The sequence below is a fragment of the Gemmiger formicilis genome, assembly GCF_018784445.1.
Classification (GTDB): Bacteria; Bacillota; Clostridia; order Oscillospirales; family Ruminococcaceae; genus Gemmiger.
The window spans coordinates 68242-93330 of the sequence record NZ_WQOH01000045.1 but is presented as its reverse complement, the minus strand read 5'-3'; the positions used below and the strand labels follow the sequence as shown (position 1 = coordinate 93330).

23 protein-coding genes are annotated in these 25089 nt (G+C 57.8%); 10 read left to right on the top strand and 13 right to left on the bottom strand.

The window, feature by feature from the left end; translation table 11 throughout:
• Positions 1-96 precede the first annotated feature (96 nt).
• Complete coding sequence (locus GPK89_RS11940) at positions 97-873, top strand: HAD family hydrolase (RefSeq protein ID WP_215693425.1); 777 nt, start codon at positions 97-99, stop codon at positions 871-873.
• A 305-nt stretch (positions 874-1178) separates the two neighbouring features.
• Here the strand turns inward: GPK89_RS11940 and GPK89_RS11935 are convergent, their stop codons facing one another.
• The 4 genes from GPK89_RS11935 to GPK89_RS11920 all read right to left on the bottom strand — a co-directional run bounded on the left by GPK89_RS11935 (position 1179) and on the right by GPK89_RS11920 (position 5488).
• Positions 1179-2684: an IMP dehydrogenase gene (locus tag GPK89_RS11935; protein ID WP_215693424.1), complete on the bottom strand. Its 1506-nt coding sequence runs from the start codon at positions 2682-2684 to the stop codon at positions 1179-1181.
• A gap of 390 nt (positions 2685-3074) precedes the next feature.
• Positions 3075-4280, bottom strand: coding sequence for an HAAS signaling domain-containing protein (locus GPK89_RS11930; RefSeq protein WP_215693421.1), 1206 nt, complete (start codon positions 4278-4280; stop codon positions 3075-3077).
• On the bottom strand, positions 4277-4597 hold the full coding sequence (locus tag GPK89_RS11925) for a PadR family transcriptional regulator (protein ID WP_215693419.1): 321 nt from the start codon (positions 4595-4597) through the stop codon (positions 4277-4279). The genes GPK89_RS11930 and GPK89_RS11925 overlap by 4 nt, the downstream gene beginning before the upstream one ends.
• Positions 4598-4780: 183 nt before the next feature.
• Positions 4781-5488 (bottom strand): ClpP family protease, encoded by a 708-nt coding sequence (locus GPK89_RS11920; RefSeq protein WP_215693417.1) that lies wholly within the window; start codon positions 5486-5488, stop codon positions 4781-4783.
• A 249-nt stretch (positions 5489-5737) separates the two neighbouring features.
• Between GPK89_RS11920 and GPK89_RS11915 the strand changes: the two genes are divergently transcribed.
• The 5 genes from GPK89_RS11915 (at position 5738) to GPK89_RS11895 (ending at position 10879) form a co-directional block, all read left to right on the top strand.
• Positions 5738-6379, top strand: a complete 642-nt coding sequence (locus GPK89_RS11915; RefSeq protein WP_215693415.1) for a redox-sensing transcriptional repressor Rex — start codon at positions 5738-5740, stop codon at positions 6377-6379.
• A gap of 138 nt (positions 6380-6517) precedes the next feature.
• Entirely contained in the window at positions 6518-7126 is a 609-nt protein-coding gene (locus GPK89_RS11910) for a thymidine kinase (RefSeq protein WP_215693413.1), read from the top strand.
• A gap of 460 nt (positions 7127-7586) precedes the next feature.
• Complete coding sequence (locus GPK89_RS11905) at positions 7587-8975, top strand: ABC transporter substrate-binding protein (RefSeq protein ID WP_215693411.1); 1389 nt, start codon at positions 7587-7589, stop codon at positions 8973-8975.
• A gap of 121 nt (positions 8976-9096) precedes the next feature.
• Complete coding sequence (locus GPK89_RS11900; protein ID WP_215693410.1) at positions 9097-10005, top strand: carbohydrate ABC transporter permease; 909 nt, start codon at positions 9097-9099, stop codon at positions 10003-10005.
• Positions 10006-10018: 13 nt separating this feature from the next.
• Positions 10019-10879 (top strand): carbohydrate ABC transporter permease, encoded by an 861-nt coding sequence (locus GPK89_RS11895; RefSeq protein ID WP_215693408.1) that lies wholly within the window; start codon positions 10019-10021, stop codon positions 10877-10879.
• Between the two features lie 243 nt (positions 10880-11122).
• Here GPK89_RS11895 and GPK89_RS11890 read toward each other — a convergent pair whose 3' ends face one another.
• A complete protein-coding gene (locus GPK89_RS11890; protein ID WP_215693406.1) occupies positions 11123-11986 on the bottom strand; it encodes an AraC family transcriptional regulator in 864 nt (287 codons plus the stop codon).
• A 131-nt stretch (positions 11987-12117) separates the two neighbouring features.
• On the opposite strand from GPK89_RS11890, the gene GPK89_RS11885 reads away from it, so the two are divergent.
• From GPK89_RS11885 to GPK89_RS11870, 4 genes are read left to right on the top strand one after another with little or no spacing between them, the layout of a single operon-like run.
• Positions 12118-13671 (top strand): glycoside hydrolase family 28 protein, encoded by a 1554-nt coding sequence (locus GPK89_RS11885; RefSeq protein WP_215693404.1) that lies wholly within the window; start codon positions 12118-12120, stop codon positions 13669-13671.
• Positions 13672-13674: 3 nt separating this feature from the next.
• Positions 13675-14826, top strand: a complete 1152-nt coding sequence (locus GPK89_RS11880; RefSeq protein WP_215693403.1) for a glycoside hydrolase family 88/105 protein — start codon at positions 13675-13677, stop codon at positions 14824-14826.
• A gap of 12 nt (positions 14827-14838) precedes the next feature.
• Positions 14839-15666, top strand: coding sequence for a sugar phosphate isomerase/epimerase family protein (locus tag GPK89_RS11875; protein ID WP_215693402.1), 828 nt, complete (start codon positions 14839-14841; stop codon positions 15664-15666).
• A complete protein-coding gene (locus GPK89_RS11870; RefSeq protein ID WP_215693401.1) occupies positions 15666-16640 on the top strand; it encodes a pectinesterase family protein in 975 nt (324 codons plus the stop codon). Before GPK89_RS11875 ends, GPK89_RS11870 begins: the two co-directional genes overlap by 1 nt.
• A gap of 252 nt (positions 16641-16892) precedes the next feature.
• On the opposite strand, the gene GPK89_RS11865 is transcribed toward GPK89_RS11870, so the two are convergent.
• From GPK89_RS11865 to rpsL, 8 genes are all read right to left on the bottom strand, one after another.
• Entirely contained in the window at positions 16893-17768 is an 876-nt protein-coding gene (locus GPK89_RS11865; protein ID WP_215693400.1) for a transporter substrate-binding domain-containing protein, read from the bottom strand.
• Between the two features lie 78 nt (positions 17769-17846).
• Complete coding sequence (locus tag GPK89_RS11860) at positions 17847-18596, bottom strand: amino acid ABC transporter ATP-binding protein (RefSeq protein ID WP_252261654.1); 750 nt, start codon at positions 18594-18596, stop codon at positions 17847-17849.
• Positions 18597-18608: 12 nt separating this feature from the next.
• Entirely contained in the window at positions 18609-19277 is a 669-nt protein-coding gene (locus GPK89_RS11855) for an amino acid ABC transporter permease (RefSeq protein ID WP_215693399.1), read from the bottom strand.
• Positions 19258-19917 carry an amino acid ABC transporter permease gene (locus tag GPK89_RS11850; RefSeq protein ID WP_215693398.1) on the bottom strand — a complete coding sequence of 220 codons (660 nt, stop codon included), beginning with the start codon at positions 19915-19917 and terminating at the stop codon, positions 19258-19260. The genes GPK89_RS11855 and GPK89_RS11850 overlap by 20 nt, the downstream gene beginning before the upstream one ends.
• 473 nt (positions 19918-20390) lie before the next feature.
• Complete coding sequence (gene tuf / locus GPK89_RS11845; RefSeq protein WP_215693396.1) at positions 20391-21596, bottom strand: elongation factor Tu; 1206 nt, start codon at positions 21594-21596, stop codon at positions 20391-20393.
• Between the two features lie 107 nt (positions 21597-21703).
• Positions 21704-23830: an elongation factor G gene (fusA, locus tag GPK89_RS11840; RefSeq protein ID WP_215693394.1), complete on the bottom strand. Its 2127-nt coding sequence runs from the start codon at positions 23828-23830 to the stop codon at positions 21704-21706.
• A gap of 24 nt (positions 23831-23854) precedes the next feature.
• A complete protein-coding gene (gene rpsG, locus GPK89_RS11835; protein ID WP_147610546.1) occupies positions 23855-24325 on the bottom strand; it encodes a 30S ribosomal protein S7 in 471 nt (156 codons plus the stop codon).
• A 109-nt stretch (positions 24326-24434) separates the two neighbouring features.
• A complete protein-coding gene (rpsL, locus tag GPK89_RS11830) occupies positions 24435-24860 on the bottom strand; it encodes a 30S ribosomal protein S12 (RefSeq protein WP_078784251.1) in 426 nt (141 codons plus the stop codon).
• Positions 24861-25089: the final 229 nt, after the last annotated feature.

Here is a 25089-nt window from a genome sequence, read left to right as displayed (position 1 = left end):
GGGCAGGATCGCATCACATTTTCGCGGAAATGCGGTATCGATCCTGCCATTTTTGTGCTATACTGGGTGTATTCTAAAACAAAGGAGTCTCCCCGAATGCAGACGAAAATCGCATTTTTTGATATCGACGGCACGCTGATCGATATACAGTCCAAGCGCATCACCGAGAAAACGCTGGAGGCTTTGCAGCGCCTGCGGGCGGGCGGCGTAAAAATCTGCCTGGCGACCGGGCGCTCCCCTGTGGCACTGCCGGTGTTCCCGGGGGTGGAATTTGACGCCTGCTTGACCTTCAACGGCTCTCTGTGTTACACGGCAGGCGGCGAGACGATTTTCAGCAATCCGATTGCACACGAGGATGTGCAGAAAATTATTGCCAACGGCACAGCCATCGGGCGGCCTGTCTGTGTGTCGGTGCGTGACCGGCTGGCCGCCAACGGCACGGACGCGGACCTGACCGACTATTTTGCCATCGCCAAGATGGTTGTGCCCATCACCGAAGAATTCGACACTGTTTGCCGGGAGGACATCTACCAGCTGATGATGGGCGGCCGCAAGGATGAGTATGACGCAATTTTGCGCGGCGTGGACGGTGCCAAAATTGCCGCGTGGTGGGACCGCGCGGTGGATATCATCCCGGCCAGCGGCGGCAAGGGTACAGGCATCGGGAAGATTCTGGAATATTACGGTTTTGACAAGGCCGAGGCAGTGGCGTTCGGCGACGGCAACAATGATATTGAGATGCTGCAAGTTGTGGGCAGCGCCGTTGCCATGGGGAATGCGTCGGACGAGTTGAAAGCTGTTGCCACCGAGGTTTGCCGCCCCGTGACCGAGGACGGGGTGTATTGGTATTGCGTGGAGAATGGGTTGATTTGAGGTAAAAGAAGTAGGGGCGACCATTGGTCGCCAGCGGATAGGAGGCAGCTGCCGGAAGGTTCCCGGGCGGATATGGAATCCGCCCCTACGGTGTAGGGGTCGATGCTCGTCATCGACCCGGGGACGCCGCGGCTGTCGCTATGTTCCGCGGGCGGCCAATGGCCGCCCCTACAATACGTTTTACACCCCCATCTCATAAATGCTGCGCTGGGGCATCATGCCGCACAGTAGTATGATCCTGCCAAGTTATGCAAAAAGCCGCCCCGCCGGGCAGATGTCCGGCGGGGCGGCTGTGTGTTTATAGCTTAGCGGTTCTGGGGGCCGTTCTTCAGGATAACGTCATGGCTGCCGCCCTCGACGATGGAGGTGGAGGATACAACGGTCAGGCGGGCTTTTTCCTGCAGTTCGGGGATGGAGAGCGCGCCGCAGTTGCACATGGTGGAGCGCACTTTGTACAGCGTCGTCTGCACACCATCAGCCAGGGGACCGGCGTAAGGCACATAGGAGTCAACGCCTTCCTCAAAGCTCAGCTTCTGGGCACCGCCCAGGTCATAGCGCTGCCAGTTGCGGGCGCGGTTGGAGCCCTCGCCCCAGTACTCCTTGACGTAGTTGCCGCCGACGCGCAGCTTGTTCGTGGGGGACTCGTCGAAGCGGGCGAAGTAACGGCCCAGCATGACAAAGTCCGCGCCCATAGCCAGTGCCAGGGTGATGTGGTAGTCCTGCACGATGCCGCCATCGGAGCAGATGGGAATATAGATGCCGGTTTCCTTATAGTACTCGTCGCGGGCCTTGGCGACCTCAATGACCGCGGTAGCCTGGCCGCGGCCAATGCCCTTGGTCTCGCGGGTGATGCAGATGGAGCCGCCGCCAATGCCGATCTTGATGAAGTCTGCGCCAGCCTTCGCCAGGAACAGGAAGCCCTCGCGGTCAACAACGTTGCCGGCACCGACCTTCACCTTGTCGCCGTAGTTCTCGCGGATCCAGGCGATGGTGCGGGACTGCCACTCGCTGAAGCCCTCGGAAGAGTCGATGCAGAGCACATCCACACCGGCGTCCACCAGTGCGGGGACGCGCTCGGCGTAGTCACGGGTGTTGATGCCCGCGCCGACGACATAGCTCTTGTTCTCGTCCAGCAGCTCGTTGATGTTCTCCTTGTGGGAGTCGTAGTCCTTGCGGAAAACCATATACTGCAGGCGACCTTCCTCGTCGATCAGGGGCAGGGAGTTGATCTTGTTGTCCCAGATGATATCATTGCAGTCGTGCAGGCTGGTGGTGGCGGGGGCCGTGACCAGCTTATCCAGCGGAGTCATGAACTCAGTGACCTTGAGATCCATCGTCATGCGGGAAAGGCGGTAGTCGCGGGAGGCGACGATGCCCAGCAGCTTGCCATGGGCAGAGCCGTCGTCGGTGATGGCAACGGTGGAATGGCCGGTGCGGGTCTTGAGGTCCAGCACGTCGCCCAAGGTAGCCTCCGGCGGCAGGTTGGAGTCGGAAGTGACAAAGCCCTTCTTGTAAGCCTTGACACGGCGAACCATGTCGGCCTCCTGCTCGATGGTCTGGGAGCCGTAGATGAAGGAGACGCCGCCCTGCTTGGCCAGGGCAATCGCCAGTTTCTCACCGGAGACGGACTGCATGATGGCGGAGACCATCGGGATGTTCATTTCCAGCGGGCAGGCTTCCTCGCCCTTGCGGTATTTGACCAGCGGGGTTTTCAGGCTGACAGCCGTAGGGACGCACTCTGAAGAGGAATACCCGGGAACGAGCAGATACTCACCAAAGGTGCGGGACGGCTCGGAAAAATAGTATGCCATAATACACTCTCCTGACTTTCCTTTTTTCGACGGTTTTTACTTATTAGAAAGATTGTACCACAACCGCGGACAAAATACAAAGGATTCGGCGAAAATCTTTCTTGCACCGCGAAAAGGAAAGTTGTGGATTTTGAACAATGGTTTGAGCGGGTAGTATGACTTTGGGGTGGCCGGGCGGGCCGATGCGAGGATTGGCCCCCTATAAGGGCGGCAACTATGGCGAGGTAGAAGAGCCCCTCAGGCCTTGCTGCGCGCGGCCAGTTCCCCACTTCGTGAGGAGCCTTTTTGCGCGGGCGAAGCCCGAGTGAAAGTCTCCTCGCTTTGCGGGGAGGTGGTCGAGCGTCAGCGATGACCGGAGGGGCTCTGGCCGTTTGCTATACGCGGGCGGGATTACTGCGTCGTCGTCAGCACTACATCGCCCATCGGCGCGGTAAGGGTCACGCTGCGGGGCGCGGCGGCTGTTTGGGTGTAGGTGCTGCTCATCGTCCTGCCGTTGAACATCACATTCCCCATGGACGTTTGCAGGTCAAGCGCGTAATCGTCGGGCCTGCCGTCCACCGTCAGGCCAATATCGCCCATGGCAGCTTCGACTTTAGCGGTTTCAACGCCCGCCAGCAGCCCCAAATCAAAATCGCCCATTGAGATATTCGCCGTAAACTGCTCTGCCTGCACGGTGCTACCGGTAAAGCAGCCCATCGCCAGGTCTAAGTCGATGCTGTCGGCGGCGATGGTATTGCTGTTGTCAAATTCTGCATCGCCCATAGCGGCAGTGATGGAGAGCCTTTTAAAATGGAAGGTATTCGCATCCGGCACGGACAGGACAAACTCAGGCTCGGGCCCCAGCTCTTTGCCGAGGTTGTAGTTGGCGGGCACCTTGTAGCTGACACGCACCGGGCTTGTGTTGTCGCCCGTGTTGGTAAAGGTGAACCAGTCCTGACGCAGGTTCGTGCAGGAAAGGGTCGGCTCCGCCGCACCACTGTCCACAACGACTGTGACCGCGCCGTAGTCGATGTCGAAGGTTATATTTTTGGCGTCGGCCAGACCGGTGGTGAAATCCATCTTCTCCAATGGGCTGCCGCTGTCCGCGTACTCGGTGGCGGCGGTCCCGTTGTAAAAGTCCTCGGTGCGGACAAGACCGGATGCAGCAGTTTCTTCCTCCGCCTGCTCAACAACCATCGACGCTGTGCCGCCGCCGGGCTTTGCAAAACTCAGCACAAGGACGCCCAGCTGAATGATCAGCGCCGCAACAATGAAAACGGCGAAAATCAGCCACATGGTTTTTGCCCCGGGACCGTGCTTTTGAGGCTGGGCGGGCTGTGGGTCGGCGGCGGGCGGCTCCGGGGCGGCGGGTGGCACAGCACCGCCGCATGCGCTCTCGGGTACGGCAGGGTCGGCATCCGGCGTCAGGCCCTCCCCTTCCAGGATCTTGCGGGCGGCCTCGGCAGGGTCGCCCAGCTCGGCGGCGGTGGCGTCCTCGTTGTCGGGGCCTGCGGCGTCGAAGTATTCCTCATAATAATTCAGTGCGTCGCGGCGCGCATCAGCAGGCAGGGCAGACAGCCGCTTTTCCAGTTCGGATAAGTACTCGTATTTTTTCATTGCGGCTCCCCCTTAAAGAGCTTGTTGATTTTTGTGGTGTAGGCTTCCCACTCGGCGGTAAATTCTGCCAGCCGGGCGCGGCCTGCGGGCGTGATTTGATAGTAGCGGCGGTTGCGGCCATTGAAGGCTTCGTCATGGACGGTCAGGCAGCCGTCCTTTTGCAGGCGGCGCAGCACCGGGTACAGCGTGGATTCCGACAGGTCCAGCACCGTGCGGACCTCCTGCGTGATCTTATAGCCGTAGGTGCCCGTTTCCTCCCGCCCGACGACAGCCAGCACAATGGCATCCAGCAGCCCCGCCGTGGTGTTGATGGCCATAGGGTGCCCCCTTTCCGGGTGTATGGTGTATAGGGTTATATATTATATAGCATATAATATTGTAGATTGCAATAGGCTGCCGCAACAAAATTATGTAGGGGCGGATTCCATATCCGCCCGTGGACGTTTATCTTGCCGCAAGCTCCCCGGGCGCATATAGAATGCGCCCCTACGATTCCGCCTTCACTTTTCTATTTCCTTATATAAATACCCCAATGCGTCCGCCAGGCCGCCCAACTCGTCGATCAGCCCTTCCTCCACAGCCTGGGTGCCGTCCAATACGGTGCCCATGTCCATGACAAGCTCGCCGGTATTGTGCATCAGCTGGGTGAACCGCCGGGCCGTGATTTTGGAGTGCCCGGTCACAAAGCTGACTATGCGCTCCTGCATCTGTTCAAAATAGCGCAGGGTCTGGGGCACGCCCAGCACCATGCCAGAGTGGCGCACCGGGTGCACCGTCATGGTGGCCGTGGGCACAATAAAGCTGTGCCGCGCCGCCACCGCCAGCGGGATGCCAATAGAATGCCCGCCGCCCAGCACCAGCGTGGCGCTGGGCTTGCTGACGCCCGCAATCAGTTCCGCCAGCGCCAGCCCGGCTTCCACATCACCGCCCACCGTATTCAGAATCACCAGCAGTCCTTCTATCTCGGGATCCTCCTCAATGTCCACCAGCTGGGGGATGACGTGCTCATATTTTGTCGTCTTTTGCGCGTCGGACGCCAGCGTATGGCCCTCAATCGTGCCGATGACCGTCAGGCAGTGGATGGCGTGGCGGCCCTTGGTGGCAGGCACAATGCCGTCTTCCTTTATCAAATCATGCTCCAGCCGCTTCAGGGCGGCGCTTTCGGTGGGGTTGTGCTTGGTGCCGACCTTTTTATCCTTCGTTTCCATCATTGCTCTCCTTTTCTGCGCAAACTATACACAAAAACAGTCTGTCCTGCGGCCCTGCAAAATATGCGCGGTTTGGGCCAGGGGTGTCGTTTTGTTTTGTCTATACCGCCAGAATTTCCCGTTCTATTTTTGTACAACCGTATAATAATTTGAGAAATCAGCTAAAAAACTTAGACAAAAAATTGACAACCGCCGTGCTTCATTTTATAATAAGCTATAAACAAGTATTGCAATGTGAGGGATACGATCATGGCTGTTCAAAATAAGGTGTCGCTCCCGGTCATCAAGCGACTGCCGAAATATTATCGTTATCTGACCAACCTTTCCGCCGACGGCAAGGATAAAATTTCTTCCAGCGAGCTGGCCCACATGATGGGCACCACCGCCAGCCAGGTGCGCCAGGATTTCAACTGCTTTGGTGGGTTCGGCCAGCAGGGCATCGGCTACAAGGTGGATGTGCTGCGTGCCGAGATTGGCAAGCTGCTGTTCGGCGATGGCGAAAAACTGCCCACGATTTTGGTCGGTGCCGGTCGTTTGGGTTCTGCAGTATCCAGCTTCATCAGCCGCGACGCCAACGGCTACAAGCTGCTGGGCGTGTTTGATGTGAACCCCGACTTGATCGGCAAGGAAATGTGCGGCGTGCCCATTCTTCCGCTGAGTGAGCTGGAGGCCTTCTGCACCGAGCACCATCCCGAGGTGGCCGTGCTCTGCGTGCCGCGCCAGAGCGCTATGGACCTGGCGGGTGAGCTGGTGGGCCAGGGCATCAAGGGTTTCTGGAATTTCAGCCACTACGATCTGTCGGTCGAGTACCCAGATGTCACGGTGGAGAATGTCCATCTGGGCGACAGCCTGATGAGCCTGGGGTACAGGCTGAGAAATCAGGAAAAGTGATATCTCTATAAAAAGACCGCCTTGTAGGGGCCGCACATGTGCGGCCCTCAGCCTACTGGTTGACGCGCGATTGCGGGAAGGTTGAGGGCCGGGCATGCCCGGCCCCTACGGTTATCAATAAACCGATAAGGAGCCACCATGGCAAAATTGTATTTTCGATATGGCGCTATGAACAGCGGCAAGACCACTGCGCTGATGCAGGTCGCCTACAATTATAAAGAACGCGGGATGCGCGTGCTGATTTTAAAGCCCGCCATCGACACCAAGGGGCAGGATTCCATCCTTTCCCGCCTGGGTATTTCCTGCAAAGTTGACAAGCTCGTCACACCCGACATGGACGTGGTGGAGCTGGTGCGCGCCGACGAGGCCGCCAATGGCAAGATTGCCTGTGTTCTCTGCGACGAGAGCCAGTTTTTTACCCCCCAGCAGGCCGACCAGCTGTTCCTGGTCACGGTCGATCTTGGCATTCCGGTCATCTGTTACGGCCTGCGTGCCGACTTTATGATGCGGGGGTTCCCCGGCTCGACGCGGCTGCTGGAGCTTGCCCATACGATCGAGGAACTGAAAACCATCTGCGCCTGCGGCCGCAAGGCCATCTGCAACGGGCGCAAGGTCAACGGCGAATATGTCTTTGAGGGTGCCCAGGTCGCGATTGATACAGTGGACGATGTGGAGTACCAAAGCCTGTGCCCCCAATGCTGGTACCGCGAATACCGTGCATTTTTAGCACGCCACCCGAAGAAGTGAACATAATTTGTGCAGGCCCCACCGGGATTTCTCCCGGCGGGGCCTTTTTTGCTCTCGGCCGCACTTATTTTGCACCGTGCATAGATGAATGCAATAATATTTGCGAAATAGCACGTTTTTTGCATCAATCTTGCATATTTTGCCCCTGGTAACGCATTTTAGTGGGTAAATATCGGTGCGCTTTGCCCTGGATATCCCCGTCCGGGTTTCCGTCGCCTTTGTTAAACTGCACAAATGCAGGTGCTCGTATTCGTAAGTTTTGACGGTGGTGTCAAATCGGTTACAAGCAACAAAGCAAGAATTGTTCGCTTTTGAGGTGGAACGCACTAAATTGACTGTTTTTTTTGTTGGTGCGTTTTGCTATCATATAGACAAGCGAATGGCAGATGTTGTGGTGCTTACACCCACACACGACAATCTGCAAAAATAAATCGCACAGCATTTTTAGGAGGACAAAACAATGAAGAAGGCAATTTCCCTTGGCGTTGCCGCTGCTATGACCGCCACTCTGCTGGCTGGCTGCGGCACCGCTGCCAGCAGCTCCGCCGCCACCAGCGAGGCTGCTTCCACTGCTGAAAGCACCGCTGCCGAGTCTACCGCTGAGGCTGCCCCCAGCGAGGCCCACGAGATCAACACCACCGATCCTATCGAGCTGACCATCAGCTGGTGGGGCGGCGACTCCCGCCACGAGGCTTACCAGAAGGCTCTGGAGGCTTTCCACGAGAAGTACCCCAACATCACCGTCTCCCCCACCTACGGCGCATGGTCCGGCTGGGAAGAGAAGCAGTCCACCGCGCTGGCCGCTGACCAGGGTTCCGATGTCATGCAGGTCAACTGGAACTGGCTGTACCAGTACAGCCCCACGGGTGAGAAGTTCGTCGACCTGCGCGAGTACAGCGATGTCATCGACCTGAGCCAGTGGAGCGATGCCGCCAAGAACGCCTGCACCGTTGCTGACAGCCTGCAGGCTGTGCCCATCTCGATGACCGGCCGTATCTTCTACTGGAACATGAACACCTTCAAGCAGGCCGGTATTGAGCAGGTTCCCGCCTCCTATGATGATCTGATTGCCGCCGGCAAGGCCTTCCAGGAGAAGCTGGGCGATGATTACTATCCTCTGGCCATCGGTCAGTATGACCGCATGATCCTGATGACCTTCTACCTCGAGTCCAAGTACGGCAAGGCCTGGGTCGAGAACAACGAGTGCCAGTACAGCGAGGAAGAGGTCGTTGATGGCCTGAACTTCATCAAGTCCCTCGAGGACAACCACGTTATCCCCACCCGTCCGACCATGATCGCTGCTGGCTTCGACTCTATCGATAAGTCTCAGGAGTGGATCGACGGCAAGTACGCCGGCATCTTCGAGTGGGATTCTTCCGCCAACAAGTACCAGTCTGCTCTGGCCGACAACTCCGGCTTCACCGTTGGTGAGGAGATCAAGTTCGGCGACAAGGCCAACGGCGGCTTCTCCAAGGTCTCCATGGGCATGGCCATCACCTCCTCCTGCCAGCATCCCGTTGAGGCTGCTGCCCTGATCGACTTCCTGTGGAACGGCGAGGGCGCTGCCATCATGGGTTCCGAGTGCGGCATTCCCGCCTCCACCGCCGGTCTGGCTGCCGCTCAGGCTGCTGACGCTGTGAAGCCTCTGGTTCTCGAGGCCAACACCAAGGTTCTGGCCTTCGTCGATATGCCGCTTGACCCGTACTTCGAGTCCAGCAAGCTGAAGGACACCACCGACGGCGTTTACACCGATGTGTTCGACGGCTTCAGCTACGGCGACTACGACGCTGAGGAGGCTGCCGAGATCCTGCTGGACGGCGTTTCCGGTGTGCTGAGCGCCAACGCCTAAGAGCAATCGAAATCCTTTAAAAAGTAAAGTTTAGCCGGCCCCAGCCCCGTTATCACGCATGGCGGGGCCGGTTATTCATGTTAAAACGCAATGCAGCAATTTGTGACAAGGAGGTTTTTGGATGAGCTCTGCACCCAAAACGACCCAGCGCACACCGTTTAAGCGTTGGTGTGACGAAAACACTGGCCTGTTCTTCCTGATTCCGTGGATTCTGGGCTTCCTGATTTTCAAAGCCTATCCGTTTGCCAGCTCTCTGGTATACAGCTTTACTGACCTGAACTTCTTCAAGGGCATCAGCCAGTACGGCGTTATGAACTACGTTGAGATTTTCACCAGCCGCAAGACCGTTTCCGTTTTGCTGACCACTGTGAAATATGCCTTCATCACCGTGCCCCTCAAGCTGGTGTTCGCGCTGTTCATCGCCTACATCCTGAACTTCAAGATCAAGTTCGTCAACCTGTTCCGTACCGTTTACTACATTCCGTCCATTCTGGGCGGCTCTGTGGCCATCGCCGTTCTGTGGCGCGCCCTGTTCAAGGACACCGGCGTTGTCAACACGATTCTCGGCTTCTTTGGCATTGCCGGTCCCGACTGGCTGGCTGACAAGACCTGGGCGCTGTTCGTCATCTGCCTGCTGCGTGTGTGGCAGTTCGGCTCCGCCATGGTTCTGTTCCTGGCCGCTTTGAAGGGCGTGCCTGCCGACCTGTACGAGGCCGCCACCATTGACGGTGCTACCAAGACCCGCCAGTTCTTCTCGATCACCATTCCGATGATCACCCCCGTTATCTTCTACAATCTCGTCACCCAGATCGCACAGGCGTTCCAGGAATTCAACGGCCCCTACATCATCACCCAGGGCGGCCCGCGTAACGCTACAACGCTTGTCTCCCTGCTGGTTTACAACTACGCCTTCAAGTCCAACGAGATGGGCATGGCGTGTGCGCTGGCCTGGGTCATGTTCATCGCCGTTGCTCTGCTGACTGTGATTGCTTTCACCAGCCAGAAGCACTGGGTCTACTACGCTGATTAAGGAGGAACGAAAAATGAAACTTTCTACCGCCCATAAAATCGGCCGTTTCTTCCAGTACTTTGTGCTGATCCTTGTCGGCGTTATCATGATCTACCCGCTGGTCTGGATGGTGGGCGCCACCTTCAAGTCCAACGCCGAGATCTTCTCCGGCATCGGCTTCCTGACTGCCAACCCCACGCTGCAGGGCTACATTGACGCCGTGACCCAGAACTACGGCGGCGACATCAGCATCTGGCGCGCCTTCATCAACACCTACAGCTTCGTTATCCCCAAGGTCATCTTCACCGTTATCAGCTCTGTCATTGCCGCTTACGGCTTCAGCCGCTTTAAGTTCAAGGGCCGCGATATGCTGTTCGGCATCATGATCTCCACCCTGTTCCTGCCGCAGGTCGTTCTGAACGTGCCCCAGTACCTGATGTACAACTCCTTTGGCTGGATCAACAGCCCCTTCTACCTGCCCCTGTGGGTGCCGACCCTGTTCGCCACTGAGACCTACTTCGTCTACCAGCTGGTGCAGTTCATGCGCAGCATCCCCCACGATCTGGACGAGGCGGCTGCCATCGACGGCTGCGGCCCGGTCAAGATCCTGTACAAGATCATTGCCCCGATGCTGAGCCCCTCTCTGGTAGCCTGCGGTCTGTTCCAGTTCATGTGGAGCTGCAACGACTACATGGGTCCCCTGCTTTACGTCCAGACCCCCAGCAAATACCCGATGTCCATTTTCGTCAAGCTGTCCATGGACGCTGACAGCGGTTTCAACTGGAACCGTATTCTGGCATTGTCCCTCATCTCCATCATCCCGCAGCTGATCGTTTTCTTCTGCGCGCAGGATGCTTTCATCGACGGTATCTCCGCCGGTGCCGTGAAGGGCTAATCGCCATTTTGGCAGCCCGAAAACCCACTTAAACCACGGCTGCCCCGCACCACAACCAGGGGGTACGGGGCAGCCTTTCTTTTGAAAATGACACTCCCCTCCCCTGCCAGGGGGACGGAGTTTTACTGATAGATTTGCAGGGGACGGCGTCCCCAGCGCCCCGCGGGCGGATGCAGGCATCCGCCCCTGCAACGGTGCAAACAAAAAGGCCGCCCCATATCAGGGCGGCGGATGTTTCAAACCTTACTTATTCACTCTCTTATAATACTGCCGGTACTGCTGCGGGGACAGACCCGTGGCATCCTTGAACACACGGCGGAAATGGGCGGTGGTCATAAAGCCGGTCTTTTCCGCAATGTCGGAAATGCTCTCGTTCGATTTCTCGATGAGATTCTGCGCCGCCTTGATACGCACGCCGTTGATATACTCGATCAGACTCAGGTTGATGGACTTTTTGAAGAGTCTGCTCAGGTAGTAGGGGCTGATATAGAACTGGCTGGCAATGCCGGTCAGGGTCAGCTTCTCGGCGTAATGCTCGGCGATGTAGGCTTGAATTTGGTCCACGATATGGTTGCTGACGCGGCCGTTCTCGCCGCCCTGCTCCTGCTGCTGGCGGCAGAGATCCTTGAGTTCCAGCAAAAGCGTGGCCAACAGCATTTTGCGCATGGCGTCGGACTCCGGGGAGGTTTCTTCCTGCAAAGCCAGCAGCTGCTGCAATAGATTGTGAATATGGTTCTGCTGCTTGACCGTGATGTTGGAGAGCAGATGGTTGTGCTCTTCGCTCAAGAACGAGAAGAAATCCACCTCCGGGAATATGTCGGTGATTTTGCCCAGGTATTCCCGGCTGAAGTTCGCAACAATGCGGCTGGAGGCCGTGTCCCCCAGCGAGGCAGTCTTGTGAATCTGGTTCTCGCCAATCAGCACAACACAGCCTGCGTTGACGATGTAGGCGGCATCCTCGATAAAATAGCGGCGGCTGCCCTCAATCTCATAGTAAATCTCATACTTATGGTGGATGTGGAAACTGGGCATCTCGTAGCCGGTATCGCGGTCAACGTGGTCAATAAAAAAGTCCACATGGGGCGAGTAGACATATTCCGAAACCATAACGCTTGCTCCTTGCTGCCGCGGTGCCATGCGCCCGGCGATTGGTTCTTGTTCTATTTACTAGAATAGCACAATTTTTGCTGTTTTTCAAACTATTTTTATACAAATTTTTATTATTTGGGGGTTTTCACATGAAAATCACGCTTGTACGTTCTATGGCGCGCAGTGCGGTATTTGAGTTGGTCAATTCCGGCTGCTACCGCGCACCGGCCCCTTACACGGTTGCCCTGGATGGTGATGCTGTCTATGATGGTGACACCAACGTTTTCTCGCTCTACTCCCTGGAGCCGGGCCGCAGCTACACGGTAGCCGTCACCCTCGACGGTGTGACCGATACGCTGGAATTTACCACCGCTGAGGAGAGCTTCTTTGTGGATGCCAGCCGCTGCGGCCTGGTGGCGGACGGCGTGACCGACAACACTGCCAAATTGCAGGCGGCGCTGTCCACCTGCCCAGCCGGCGGCACGGTCTATGTGCCCGCCGGTACTTACCGCACCCAGAGCCTGTTTTTGCAGAGCAACACAACGCTCTACCTCGAAAAAGGCTGCACGCTGCTGGGCGGCACCAAGCGCACCGACTATCCGATTTTGCCCGGTGTCCTCCCCTGCCACAACGAAAGGGACGAGCACTACCTGGCCCTGTGGGAGGGCAACCCCCTGGACAGCTTTGCGGGGCTTATCAATGTCATCAACGCCGAGAATGTGACCATCACCGGCGAGGGCACGATTGACGCCAACGCCCAGAACGGCGACTGGTACCAGAACCCGAAGAAGAAGAATATTGCCTACCGCCCCCGTCTGTTCTTTACAAACGGCGCCAAAAACGTGGTGCTGCACGGTGTGCAGGTCTGCAACAGCTACTCTTGGACCATCCACCCGACCTACTCGGAGAATGTGGACATTCTGAACATCCGCATCCGCAACAGTTCCAACAGCCCCAACACCGACGGCATCGACCCAGAGAGCTGCAAGAATGTCAATATCATCGGCAACCATATCCATGTGGGCGACGACTGCATTGCGCTGAAATCCAGCAAGCTGTTCTTAGGGATGAAGCGCCATATCCCCTGCGAGAATGTTGTCATCCGCAACTGCTGCCTGAGCCGCGGCCACGGCGGCCTGGTCATCGGCAGTGAGATGAGCGGCGGCGTCAAGAATGTCACCGTTACCCAGTGCCTGATGGATCACACTGACCGCGGCCTGCGCGTCAAGACCCGCCGTGGGCGCGGCAAGTATGCCGTCATTGACGGGCTGGTGTTCCGCGACGTCGTTATGGACGGCGTGCTGACGCCCTTTGTCATCAATATGTTCTATTTTTGCGACCCGGACGGCCGCAGCGACTATGTACAGACCCACGACCCGCTGCCGGTGGATGAGATGACCCCGACACTGGGCACGCTGGAAATGGAGAACATCACTGCCACCGATGCCCAGTACGCGGGCTGCTGGTTCAGCGGCCTGCCGGAGCAGCCCATCGGCGGCGTAAAGATGCGCAATGTGAAAATCAGCTTTGCGCCCGACGCCAAGGCGGGCCAGGCTGCCATGATGTGCGGTGCGGATGCCAGCTGCAAGGTGGGCATCCACGCCGAAAATGTGCGCAAGATCGAGCTGCACAACGTTGAAATCACCGGCTACGAGGGCGAGCGCCTGCAGTTCACCCACGTAGACAGCTATGAGGAGGACTAAGCCATGACCCACGAAGAAATCCTGTCCACCCTGGGCCATTATGTGGACTACCTGATTGCCGGTTCCACCGCCGAGGCCCCGCTGTGGAACATTGAAAAAGTGCGCAGCGGCAAGCCCAATAAGTGGAACTACATCGACGGCTGCATGATCACCGCCTGCCTGAGCCTGTACAAGACCACCGGTGACGAGAAGTTTTTGACCTTCTCCAAGAATTTTCTCGATTACTTCGTCAAGGATCACGGCGTCATTGAGACCTATGACCCTGAGGAATACAACCTGGACAATGTTAATCAGGGCAAGAACCTGTTTACCCTCTACGACCTGACCGGCGACCAGCGCTACCGCGACGCGATTGAAACGATACGCGGCCAGTTGGAGACCCAGCCCCGCACCAAGGAAGGCAACTTCTGGCACAAAAAAATCTACCCTAACCAGGTCTGGCTGGACGGCACCTACATGGCCCAACCCTTCTACATGGAGTACGAGACCCGCTGCAACGGGATGCACGGCTGCATTGACAGCTACAAGCAGTTCATGAACATCCAGAAGCACATGAAGGATTCCAAGACCGGCCTGTACTACCACGGCTACGACGAGAGCCGCGAAATGTACTGGGCCGACCCCGTCACCGGCTGCAGCGCCAACTTCTGGCTGCGCGCCATGGGGTGGTTTCTGGTGGCGATGGTGGATGTGCTGGAACGCATGGACGAAATGCTGTACTACGAGTATCGCGCCATCATGTCGATGCTGAAGGACGCCGTGGATGCGATGATCGCGTTCCAGGACGCCGAGAGCGGTATGTTCTGGCAGGTCATTGACAAGGCCGGCGTCGAGGGCAACTACCTGGAGACCTCCGGCAGTGCGCTGTTTGCCTACGCGGTGCTCAAGGGCGTGCGGCTGGGCTACCTGCCTAAGCGCTATGCCGCCTACGGTGAGAAGGCCTTCTACGGCACCTGTGACCGCCACCTGGGCGTGGGCGCGGACGGTGCGCTGCAGTTGAGCGGGATCTGCCTGGTGGCAGGTCTTGGCGGTGCGACCCGCCGTGACGGCAGCCTGGCCTACTATTTCAGTGAGCCGATCGTGGAAAACGACGCCAAGGGCGTAGGCCCGCTGCTGCTGGCCTACACGGAGATCCTGGCCGCCCAAAAGCAGTAAGGAGGGGTTTGTATGCCGAAATTTATCGTGGGTGCCCGCCTGCATGACTACGGCAAGGGCACGCCCGACGAACTGTTTGCCAAGGTCTCTGCCGACGGGTTTGCCGCCGTACAGCTGGCCTACAAAAAGTGCGTGCCAACAGTCAAGAGCTATGCCGACGTGACCGACGCGCTGGTGGCCGACACTATTGCCGCCGAGAAAGCACACAGCATCCAGGTGGCCGTGCTGGGCACCTATGTGGAGCTTGCCATCAACGATGAGAGTCGCTTGCAGAACGCGGCAGATTTCAAGAGCCAGCTGGCCGTCTGCAAGGCGCTGGGGGCCGGGTGCATTGGCACGGAGACGACCGCCATGTCCAAGCAGCCCGCCGGTACGACCCGCGAGGAAGCCCAGGAACTGCTTTGCCGCAGCCTGGCTGAGATTCTGCCCACGGCGGAGGAACTGGGCGTCACGGTGGGCATTGAGCCTGTGACGCTGCACAGCATGAACTCCCCCGCCGCCACGCGGCACATTCTGGACACGATGCGCAGCCCGAACCTGAAAGTCATCTTTGACATGAGCAACCTTGTCAACGCCGAGAACGTGCACGATCAGGCACGCATCTGGAACGACATGGGTGAGCTGCTGGGCGAGGAAATCGTCGCCGTACACTTCAAAGGCCAGGCGTTTGACGCCGAGGGCGGCCTGCTGCACACGAGCCTGGAAGAAAGCCGCACCGACTACGCCGGGGCCTTCGCCATGCTGCGCCAACTGCCCCAGGCCACCCTGCCGGTGCTGCGCGAAGAGGCCGTACCCGCCCGCGCGGCTAGCGACATTGCATTTATGAAAGGATTCTTTTGATGGCTGACATTCAGAGAAAAACACTGGTAGTGGACGATGGTGGCACCGGCGATTACCGCACGCTGACCGACGCCGTGGCCGCCTGTGCCGATACGCCCAATGAGCCGGTACGGTTCTACATCAAGCACGGCATCTATGAGGAACGGCCCTTTATTGAACTGGCCGACTATATCATCGAGGGCGAATACCGCAATGCGACCGTACTCACAGCCTCTGTGGGCGGCCGTGACCCCTGGCCGGGCGAGAGTAAGACCGGAACCTTCCGCAGTGAAACGCTGTTTCTGGGCGGCGGCAGGGCCGTTGTGCGCAACCTGACCGTGCAGAACAACGCCGGGGATGGTGCAAAGGCAGGGCAGGCGCTGGCTGTCTACGCCGACGCCAGCCGCGTGCTGATGGAGGACGTGAACCTTTACGGCAACCAGGATACATTGTTCACTGCTCCCCTGCCCCTGAAAGAGCGGGAGGAACACGGCTTCCGCGGCCCGCGGGAAAACGCGCCCCGGCTGGACACCGTGCAGTATTACAAGAACTGCACGATCCGTGGCAACATTGACTTTATCTTCGGCGGCGCGAACGCGGTGTTTGACCGCTGCCGCATTGAGCCGTGGCACCACGCCACCGGCACCTGCTACATCACAGCCCCCAGCACGCCCGCTGGCAAGCCCGGCTACCTGTTTGTGAACTGTACCGTACAGGGCAGCGCCGCGCCCGGCAGCGTCTATCTGGGCCGTCCCTGGCGGGCTGACGCGGCCTGCTACTGGCTGGACTGCGTGTTGAGCGACGAAGTCTGCACCGACGGCTGGGACAACTGGCGTGACCCCGAGAACGAAAAGACCGCCCGCTTCGGCGAGTACGGCTCCACCGGCCCCGGCAGCGCCGCCCAGCGTGCCTTTGGCAGCGTGGACAACGACACCGAGGCCAACGCCCAGCGGGAGATGCTGGCCCGCGTAAGGGCTGAATTTGGGGTAGAATAGCCTGTATAGAAAAAGCGGCAGACCGTGCATAGTCTGCCGCTTTTCTTTATGCCTTCCCCCTTGGGGCTGCGCCCGCAGGCGCGTGTCGGAGCGCAACCGCCGTAGGCGGCTCTTAGCGCGTAGACTGAAGGTGGCCCCGCAGGGCCGGATGAGGGGCGAGCTTGCGGCTGCATCCCATTCAAAGGTTGCCTGGCAAGCCCGCTCCTCATCAGTCCGCTTCGCGGACAGCTTCTCCCAAGGGAGAAGCCTTATTTAGTTGGCGCTCGTCACGCCGCCCTCGACAACAAGGCTGCTCTCGTAGTCGGTGCCATAGGTGTCAACGAGTGTAGCCTCATAGTCCTTGTGGAAGAAGTTTTCCTCTCCCAGGGCCTTGATTTCGTCGTTGATGGCGTTCAGCAGCGTCTCATTGCCCTTGCTGACGGCCGGGGCGATGGTATCCTGGCTGCCCAGAGAGGGGATGCCGACGTTGTAGCCGGGGTTCTGCTTTGCGAAGGCGATGACCTCGGTGTTATCGTTGGCCCAGGCCACGCCGCCGTTCTCCAGGGCGCTCTTGGCGGTGGCGTAGGAATCGTACTTCTGCAGCGGGATGTCGGGGTAGTTCTGGGTCAGATAGGTCTCGGCGGTGGTGCCGGAAATGACGATCATCTGGTCATCGGCGTTCCAGTTGTCCAGCGTGGTGACGACGCTGGAATCCGGGGAGACAACGCCCAGCGCGACATTCATGTAGGGCAGCGCAAAATCCACTTCCTCGGCACGCTCCGGCGTGACGGTGAAGTTTGCCAGGATGACGTCCACCTTGCCGGTCTGCAGGTACTCAATGCGGTTGGCGGCCTCGGTGGAGACGTAGTTGACCTTGACGCCGAGATCCTCGGCCAGGCGGTTGCCGAAGTAGATGTCGTAGCCCTGATACTCGCCGTTCTCGTCAACGTAGCCGAACGGGTTCTTGTCGGAGAAAACGCCGATGTTGATGGTGCCGTCGGCCTTGATCTCGTCCAGCGTGCGGTAGACAGCGCCGTCAGCGGATGCGGTGGAGGCTGCATCGGTGCTGGCGCTGCTGCCGCAGGCGGCCAGGGACAGGCTGAGGGTCGCGGCCAATGCCGCAGCGGTCACTTTGGTAAACTTTTTCATGATGGTACACTCCTTTTAACCTTTATATACTTTCCTCTATATGCGGCGGGGTGAGAGTACCCCGCCCTACAACGATTTTCACTTCACGCTGTCAAACGTGAAGGTCCGCAAGAACTTCTGGGCGCGCTCGGTCTTGGGGTGGTCGAAGAACTCCTCCGGCGTGCCTTCCTCTACAATTTTGCCGCCGTCCAGGAAGATGACCCGGTCGGCGATCGCGCGGGCAAACTGCATTTCGTGGGTGACAATGATCATCGTGCGGCCCTGCTTCGCAAGATCCAACATGACGTCCAGCACCTCGCGAACCATCTCGGGGTCCAGGGCGGCCGTCACCTCGTCGAACAGCAAAATCTCGGGGTGCATAGCCAGCGCACGGACAATGGCGACGCGCTGCTTCTGGCCGCCGGACAGCTCACGCGGGTAGCTCTTGGCCTTGCCCAGCAGACCTACGCGGTCCAGCAGGGCCTCGGCCTCCTGCTGCGCCTCGGCTTTCGGGCGCTTGGCCACCTTTTTGGGGGCCAGCATCACGTTGTCCAGCACAGTCAGGTGCGGGAACAGTTCATAGCTTTGGAACACCATGCCAATGCGCTGCCGCAGGCTGGTAAGTCCCTTGCCGCCGTAGGCAACCGTCTCGTTGCCCAGCCGCACGCGGCCGCTCTGGGTAGGTTCCAGGGCGTTGATGCACCGCAGCAGCGTACTTTTTCCGCAGCCGCTGGGGCCGACGACCACAATGACTTCACCGGGGCGGACAGCCAGGCTGACATCGTCCAGCACGGTATTTTCACCATAGCCCTTGACAAGATGCTCCACAGTCAAAATTGGTTCTGCCATGGTTTTTTACCTTCACTTTTTCTCTAAGTACGATGCCAGCAGGCTGATGGGCCAGCAGGCCAGGAAATACAGCAGGAACACCACCAGGTAGATGCCAAACGCAGCGTTCGGGCTGGACATACGGTTGGCTTCAATAATCTGCTGCGCGACCTTCAACACCTCGACGACACCGATCATCAGCACCAGGCTGGTGGTTTTGATCATGCGGGTGATAAGGTTGATGCTCAGCGGGATCAGGCGGCGCACCGTCTGCGGGATGATGATGTACAGGTAGGTCTGCCCCTTCGTCAGGCCCAGCGCCTCGCTGCTCTCGTATTGGTGCTTGGGAATGGAGATCAGCGCCCCGCGCACGAGGTCGCTCATCTCCGCTGTGCCCCACAGCACAAAAACGATGATGGACGCTGTCTCGCCCGAGAGATCCCACCCCCAGGCGCGGGTGGTGCCAAAGAACACAAGGAACAGCAGCACCATCTGCGGCATGATGCGGATGATTTCGAGGTATACCCACAGGATGGCTTTGACGATAGGATTCTTGCCGCTCATCAGCACGCCCAGCAGGATGCCCAGCGGGATGCTGATGACGACGGAAATCAGGCTGATGCGCAGGGCCACCCACAGGCCACCCAGCAGGCGGGCCGCGTTTTTGCCCTTGAACAGTACGTTAAGCCCCAAATCCGGCATAGCGCAGCCTCCTTTCCAGCCAACTGCCCAGCAGCGACACCGGCAGCAGAATCAGCAGGTAAAAGACCACCAGCAGGAACAGGCACTCGGTGGTTTTGTAGTACAGGCCGATGAGGTCTTTCGCGGTGAACATCAGGTCCATCAGGCTGATGGCGCTGAACACGCTGGTCTCCTTCAACAGGAAAATGACGTTGGCGACGAACGCCGGCACACTGATGGACATAGCCTGCGGCAGGATAATGTAGCGCATCGTCTGCGCGTGGTCCATGCCCAGGCTCATGGCGCTCTCGGTCTGAATCGGCTCGATGGATTCCAACCCGCTGCGGAACGCCTCCGCCATGTAGCTGCCGCCCAGGAACGCCAGACCCGCAATGCCGCAGATTTCGGCGTTGGTCTTGATGCCGATTTTCGGCAGGCCATAATAGATGAAAAACAGTTGCACCAGCAACGGCGTATTGCGGCTGAGCTCGATGTAGGCCCCCACGATGCGGCGCAGCACAGGCACCTTGTAATACTGGACCAGCGCACAGACCAGCCCGACGACTATTGCGATCACGATGCCTGCCAGGCCAAGGCGCAGGGTCAGCCACGCGGCCTTTTTGTACAGTGGCAGGTATTGTGCGATCACATTCCAATCCACGAAAGTCTCCCCTTCCCTATCGGGTCATGAACAAATTTGGGTACAAAAAAATCCGGGCTTTCGTAACGAAAGTTCCCGGACGAAGGTCAGGTTCAACACATAGGGGTGCTGGTGCGCCCCATAGACCATGCCCGGTGACAGTACATACGGCAACAACACATAGCAGACATGGCAGCGTTCCCCTTTCTGGTTTTTGGTTTGCATTTGTTCAAACCCGATGCCTGTATAATATACCTATTTACCCAGAATGTCAATGGGTTTATATGATTTATTTGACTTTTTCCGCAAAAAAATCCCGCTGCGTTTGTGGATGGTGCACAAGCGCAGCGGGATGTGTTCTATTGCAGGGAGGGTTCTTGCCCTCCTCCGCAGGGCGTCGAGGACGCCGCCCCCTACAAGCATCGGTTTCCAATACAAAAAAGGGCGCTGCCCTTACGGACAGCGCCCTTAGTATTGCTTTTCAGAGCAAGAAATTACTTCTCGATCTTGGAAACAACGCCGGAACCAACGGTGTGGCCGCCCTCGCGGATAGCGAAACGCAGGCCCTCTTCCATGGCGACGGGGGTGATCAGCTCAACGTGCATATCGACGTTGTCGCCGGGCATGCACATCTCAGTGCCCTCGGGCAGGGTGATGATGCCGGTAACGTCGGTGGTGCGGAAGTAGAACTGAGGACGATAGTTGTTGAAGAACGGGGTGTGACGGCCGCCCTCTTCCTTCTTCAGGACGTAAACGTGGCCGTCGAAGGTGGTGTGGGGGTGAACAGAGCCGGGCTGGCACAGGCACTGGCCACGCTCGATCTGGTCACGGTCAACGCCACGCAGCAGGGCGCCGATGTTATCGCCAGCCTGAGCGAACTCCAGGCTCTTGCGGAACATCTCGAGGCCGGTGATGGTGGTGGTCATCTTCTCTTCCTTGAGACCGACGATTTCCATCTGGTCGCCGACGTGGGCAGTACCACGCTCGACACGACCGGTGGCGACGGTGCCACGGCCAGAAATGGTCATGACGTCCTCAACAGGCATCAGGAAGGGCTTGTCAGCAGCACGGTCAGGAGTGGGGATGTAGCTGTCAACAGCGTCCATCAGCTCCCAAATGCACTTGTACTCGGGGGCGTTGGGATCGGTGCTGGTGGACTCCAGAGCCTTCAGAGCAGAACCACGGATGATGGGGGTGTTGTCGCCATCGAAGTCGTACTCGTTCAGCAGCTCACGGATCTCCATCTCGACCAGATCCAGCAGCTCCTCGTCGTCGACCATGTCGCACTTGTTCATGAAGACAACGATCTTGGGCACGCCGACCTGACGGGCGAGCAGGATGTGCTCACGGGTCTGGGGCATGGGACCATCGGTAGCAGCGACAACCAGGATAGCACCGTCCATCTGAGCAGCACCGGTGATCATGTTCTTGATGTAGTCAGCATGGCCCGGGCAGTCAACGTGGGCGTAGTGACGCTTCTCGGTGTGGTACTCAACGTGAGCGGTGTTGATCGTGATACCACGAGCCTTCTCCTCGGGAGCCTTGTCGATGCTGGAGTAATCCATGAAGTCGGCGTCGCCCTTCAGAGCCAGAGTCTTGGTGATGGCAGCGGTCAGGGTAGTCTTACCATGGTCAACGTGACCAATGGTACCAATGTTGACGTGCTCCAAAGAGCGGTCAAATTTTTCCTTTTCAGCCATTGGAAGTGTCCTCCTTTAATTAAAACATATTGGTAGTCTTGCGTAAGACTATCATACAAAATTTAAAGAGAAATTGCAAGTATAATTTATGAAGTATGACTTAAAAATTACACTTTGTGAGCGCGCTCGGCCATGATCTTGTCGGCAACGCTCTTGGGAACCTGCTGATACTCATCAGGCTCCATGGAGTACTGGCCACGGCCCTGGGTCTTGGAACGCAGGTCGGTGGCGTAGCCGAACATCTCGGACAGAGGAACCATAGCAGTCACGCGGGCGGTACCGTCCTGAGACTCCTGGTTGGTGATCTGGCCGCGGCGGCTGTTCAGGTCGCCGATAACGTTGCCCATGTACTCATCAGGCACGATAACGTTGACCTTCATGATGGGCTCCATGATGACGGGATCGCACTTCTTCATAGCATCCTTGAATGCCATAGAACCGGCGATGGAGAACGCCATTTCAGAGGAGTCGACCTCATGATAAGAACCATCCCACAGGGTGACCTTGACATCAACGACGGGATAGCCAGCGAGAACGCCGGACTTCATCGCGCCCTGGATACCATTGTCAACAGCGGGGATATATTCCTTCGGGATAGCGCCGCCAACGACACCGTTGACGAACTCGTAACCCTTGCCGGGGTTGGGCTCCAGCTTGATCTTAACGTGACCATACTGGCCCTTACCACCAGACTGGCGGGCGTACTTGGTCTCCTGGTTGGCTTCCTTGCGAATGGTCTCGCGGTAAGCAACCTGGGGAGCACCAACGTTGGCCTCGACCTTGAACTCGCGGAGCAGACGGTCGACGATGATCTCCAGATGGAGCTCGCCCATACCGGCGATGATGGTCTGACCGGTCTCTTCATCGGTCCAGGTGCGGAAGGTCGGATCCTCTTCAGCGAGCTTTGCCAGCGCAATGCCCATCTTCTCAGAGCCGGCCTTGGTCTTGGGCTCGATGGCAACGCGGATAACGGGCTCCGGGAAGTTCATGGACTCCAGAATGATGGGGTGCTTCTCGTCGCACAGCGTGTCACCGGTGGTGGTATTCTTCAGACCGACAGCAGCCGCAATATCGCCCGCGTAAACGGTGTCGATGTCCTTACGGTTGTTGGCGTGCATCTGCAGGATACGGCCGATACGCTCGTTGTTATCCTTGACAGAGTTGTAGACGGTGGTGCCTGCGTCCAGCGTACCGGAGTACACACGGAAGAAGCAGAGCTTACCGACATACGGGTCAGTCATGATCTTGAAGGCCAGAGCTGCGAACGGCTGGTCGTCGGAGGAGATACGATCCTCCTCCTCGCCGGTCTCGGGGTTGGTGCCCTTGATGGCTGCAACGTCGGTAGGAGCCGGCATGTAGTCAACAATGGCATCCAGCAGCTTCTGAACGCCGCGGTTCTTGTAGGAGGAGCCGCAGACAACAGGCACGATCTCGTTGGAGATGGTAGCCTTACGCAGAGCAGCTTTGATTTCTTCCTTGGTCAGCTCTTCGCCTTCCAGGTACTTCATCATCAACTCTTCGTCGGTCTCAGCAACAGCCTCGATCAGCTTGTCATGGTACTCCTGGGCCTTCTCCTGCATATCCTCAGGGATAGGCTCAACGCGGACGTCATTGCCCATGTCATCATAGTAGATGTCAGCCTGCATATCGATCAGGTCGATAATACCCTTGAAGGTATCCTCCTGGCCAACGGGCAGCTGGATGGGCACACCGTTTGCGTGCAGACGATCATGGAGCATCTGAACGCAGCGGTAGAAATCGGCACCCATGGTATCCATCTTGTTGACGTAAACCATGCGGGGAACCTTGTACTCGTCAGCCTGACGCCAAACGGTCTCAGACTGCGGCTCAACACCGCCCTTAGCGGCCAAAACGGTAACAGAACCGTCCAGAACGCGCAGGGAACGCTGAACCTCAACGGTGAAGTCAACGTGGCCCGGGGTGTCGATGATGTTGATACGATGACGGTTCTTCTTGAAGAGAGCCGGATCGTGCTGGGTCTCGGTATGGCTCCAATAGCAGGTGGTAGCAGCGGAGGTGATGGTGATACCACGCTCCTGCTCCTGTTCCATCCAGTCCATCGTAGCAGCGCCGTCATGAACTTCACCGATCTTATGGTTGATACCGGTGTAGTACAGGATACGCTCGGTGGTGGTGGTCTTACCTGCGTCGATGTGGGCCATGATACCGATATTACGGGTCATTGCAAGAGATACATCTCTCGGCGTAGCCATGGCTTAAACCTCCTCGACAGCGAATCAATAACGATAGTGGGCAAAAGCCTTGTTGGCCTCGGCCATCTTGTGCGTATCCTCGCGCTTCTTGACAGAACCGCCGACACCGTTGGTGGCGTCGATGATCTCAGCAGCCAGACGAGCAGACATGGTCTTCTCGCCACGGGCGCGGCTGTAAGCAGTCAGCCAGCGCAGACCGAGGGTCTCGCGGCGAGCGGGGCTGACCTCCAGGGGGACCTGGTAGTTAGCGCCGCCGACACGGCGGGTCTTGCACTCGAGGTTAGGCATGATGTTCTCCATAGCCTTCTCGAACATCTCGAGCGGGTCGTTGCCGGTCTTTTCCTTCACGATGTTGAATGCATCGTAAACGATCTCCTGAGCAACACCTTTCTTGCCATCCAGCATGATGTAGTTGACCAGGCGGGTGACAACCTTGGAATTGTAAATAGGATCGGCCAGAACTTCGCGTTTCGCGACATTACCTCTTCTGGGCATCTTTCTTCCCTCCTTCACATAAATGATATCATCGGTACTCGAAAGTTAAGAAACTCCCGTTGTGCCACAAAAAAGGCGTTGGCCTATTTTATGGCGAAAAGATGTTTCCTTACTTCTTGGCACCGGCCTTGGGGCGCTTAGCACCGTATTTGCTGCGGGCCTGGTTACGGTTCGCAACACCCTGGGTATCCAGCGTACCACGGATGATGTGGTAACGGACACCGGGCAGATCCTTGACACGACCGCCGCGGATCAGAACAACGCTGTGCTCCTGCAGGTTATGGCCGATACCGGGAATGTAAGAGGTGACCTCGATACCATTCGTGAGGCGGACACGGGCAACTTTACGCAGAGCAGAGTTAGGCTTTTTGGGGGTCATGGTACGCACAGCAGTGCAGACACCACGCTTCTGCGGGCTGTTCAGGTTGGTGTACTCCTTTTTCTGGGAGTTGTAGCTCTTCAGAAGGGCAGGTGCAGTGCTCTTTTTGACCAGGACCTCACGGCCTTTGCGCACGAGCTGGTTAAAAGTAGGCATTTCTTTTCTCCTTTCTTCACTTATTCACGCGCTTTTTTGCGGTTTGTACTGCCGAATGGCCGCACTATACCCCGCAACTCACGCAATGATTATATTACAGCATTCCGACCGGATTGTCAAGAGTATTGCCAAAAAAATCTTGAAAAAATCGTGCAATACGGAGAATTTTTCGTTTCTGAAGCAAAATGTGCAATTCTTGCCCTGGTCTGCCCGATCGGGGCACGTTTCG

Bases quoted from the DNA above. Each gene is read 5' to 3' on its own strand.
- GPK89_RS11940 (WP_215693425.1), top strand. From the start codon at position 97: ATGCAGACGAAAATCGCATTTTTTGATATCGACGGCACGCTGATCGAT.
- GPK89_RS11935 (WP_215693424.1), bottom strand. From the start codon at position 2,684: ATGGCATACTATTTTTCCGAGCCGTCCCGCACCTTTGGTGAGTATCTG.
- GPK89_RS11930 (WP_215693421.1), bottom strand. From the start codon at position 4,280: ATGAAAAAATACGAGTACTTATCCGAACTGGAAAAGCGGCTGTCTGCC.
- GPK89_RS11925 (WP_215693419.1), bottom strand. From the start codon at position 4,597: ATGGCCATCAACACCACGGCGGGGCTGCTGGATGCCATTGTGCTGGCT.
- GPK89_RS11920 (WP_215693417.1), bottom strand. From the start codon at position 5,488: ATGGAAACGAAGGATAAAAAGGTCGGCACCAAGCACAACCCCACCGAA.
- GPK89_RS11915 (WP_215693415.1), top strand. From the start codon at position 5,738: ATGGCTGTTCAAAATAAGGTGTCGCTCCCGGTCATCAAGCGACTGCCG.
- GPK89_RS11910 (WP_215693413.1), top strand. From the start codon at position 6,518: ATGGCAAAATTGTATTTTCGATATGGCGCTATGAACAGCGGCAAGACC.
- GPK89_RS11905 (WP_215693411.1), top strand. From the start codon at position 7,587: ATGAAGAAGGCAATTTCCCTTGGCGTTGCCGCTGCTATGACCGCCACT.
- GPK89_RS11900 (WP_215693410.1), top strand. From the start codon at position 9,097: ATGAGCTCTGCACCCAAAACGACCCAGCGCACACCGTTTAAGCGTTGG.
- GPK89_RS11895 (WP_215693408.1), top strand. From the start codon at position 10,019: ATGAAACTTTCTACCGCCCATAAAATCGGCCGTTTCTTCCAGTACTTT.
- GPK89_RS11890 (WP_215693406.1), bottom strand. From the start codon at position 11,986: ATGGTTTCGGAATATGTCTACTCGCCCCATGTGGACTTTTTTATTGAC.
- GPK89_RS11885 (WP_215693404.1), top strand. From the start codon at position 12,118: ATGAAAATCACGCTTGTACGTTCTATGGCGCGCAGTGCGGTATTTGAG.
- GPK89_RS11880 (WP_215693403.1), top strand. From the start codon at position 13,675: ATGACCCACGAAGAAATCCTGTCCACCCTGGGCCATTATGTGGACTAC.
- GPK89_RS11875 (WP_215693402.1), top strand. From the start codon at position 14,839: ATGCCGAAATTTATCGTGGGTGCCCGCCTGCATGACTACGGCAAGGGC.
- GPK89_RS11870 (WP_215693401.1), top strand. From the start codon at position 15,666: ATGGCTGACATTCAGAGAAAAACACTGGTAGTGGACGATGGTGGCACC.
- GPK89_RS11865 (WP_215693400.1), bottom strand. From the start codon at position 17,768: ATGAAAAAGTTTACCAAAGTGACCGCTGCGGCATTGGCCGCGACCCTC.
- GPK89_RS11860 (WP_252261654.1), bottom strand. From the start codon at position 18,596: ATGGCAGAACCAATTTTGACTGTGGAGCATCTTGTCAAGGGCTATGGT.
- GPK89_RS11855 (WP_215693399.1), bottom strand. From the start codon at position 19,277: ATGCCGGATTTGGGGCTTAACGTACTGTTCAAGGGCAAAAACGCGGCC.
- tuf (WP_215693396.1), bottom strand. From the start codon at position 21,596: ATGGCTGAAAAGGAAAAATTTGACCGCTCTTTGGAGCACGTCAACATT.
- fusA (WP_215693394.1), bottom strand. From the start codon at position 23,830: ATGGCTACGCCGAGAGATGTATCTCTTGCAATGACCCGTAATATCGGT.
- rpsG (WP_147610546.1), bottom strand. From the start codon at position 24,325: ATGCCCAGAAGAGGTAATGTCGCGAAACGCGAAGTTCTGGCCGATCCT.
- rpsL (WP_078784251.1), bottom strand. From the start codon at position 24,860: ATGCCTACTTTTAACCAGCTCGTGCGCAAAGGCCGTGAGGTCCTGGTC.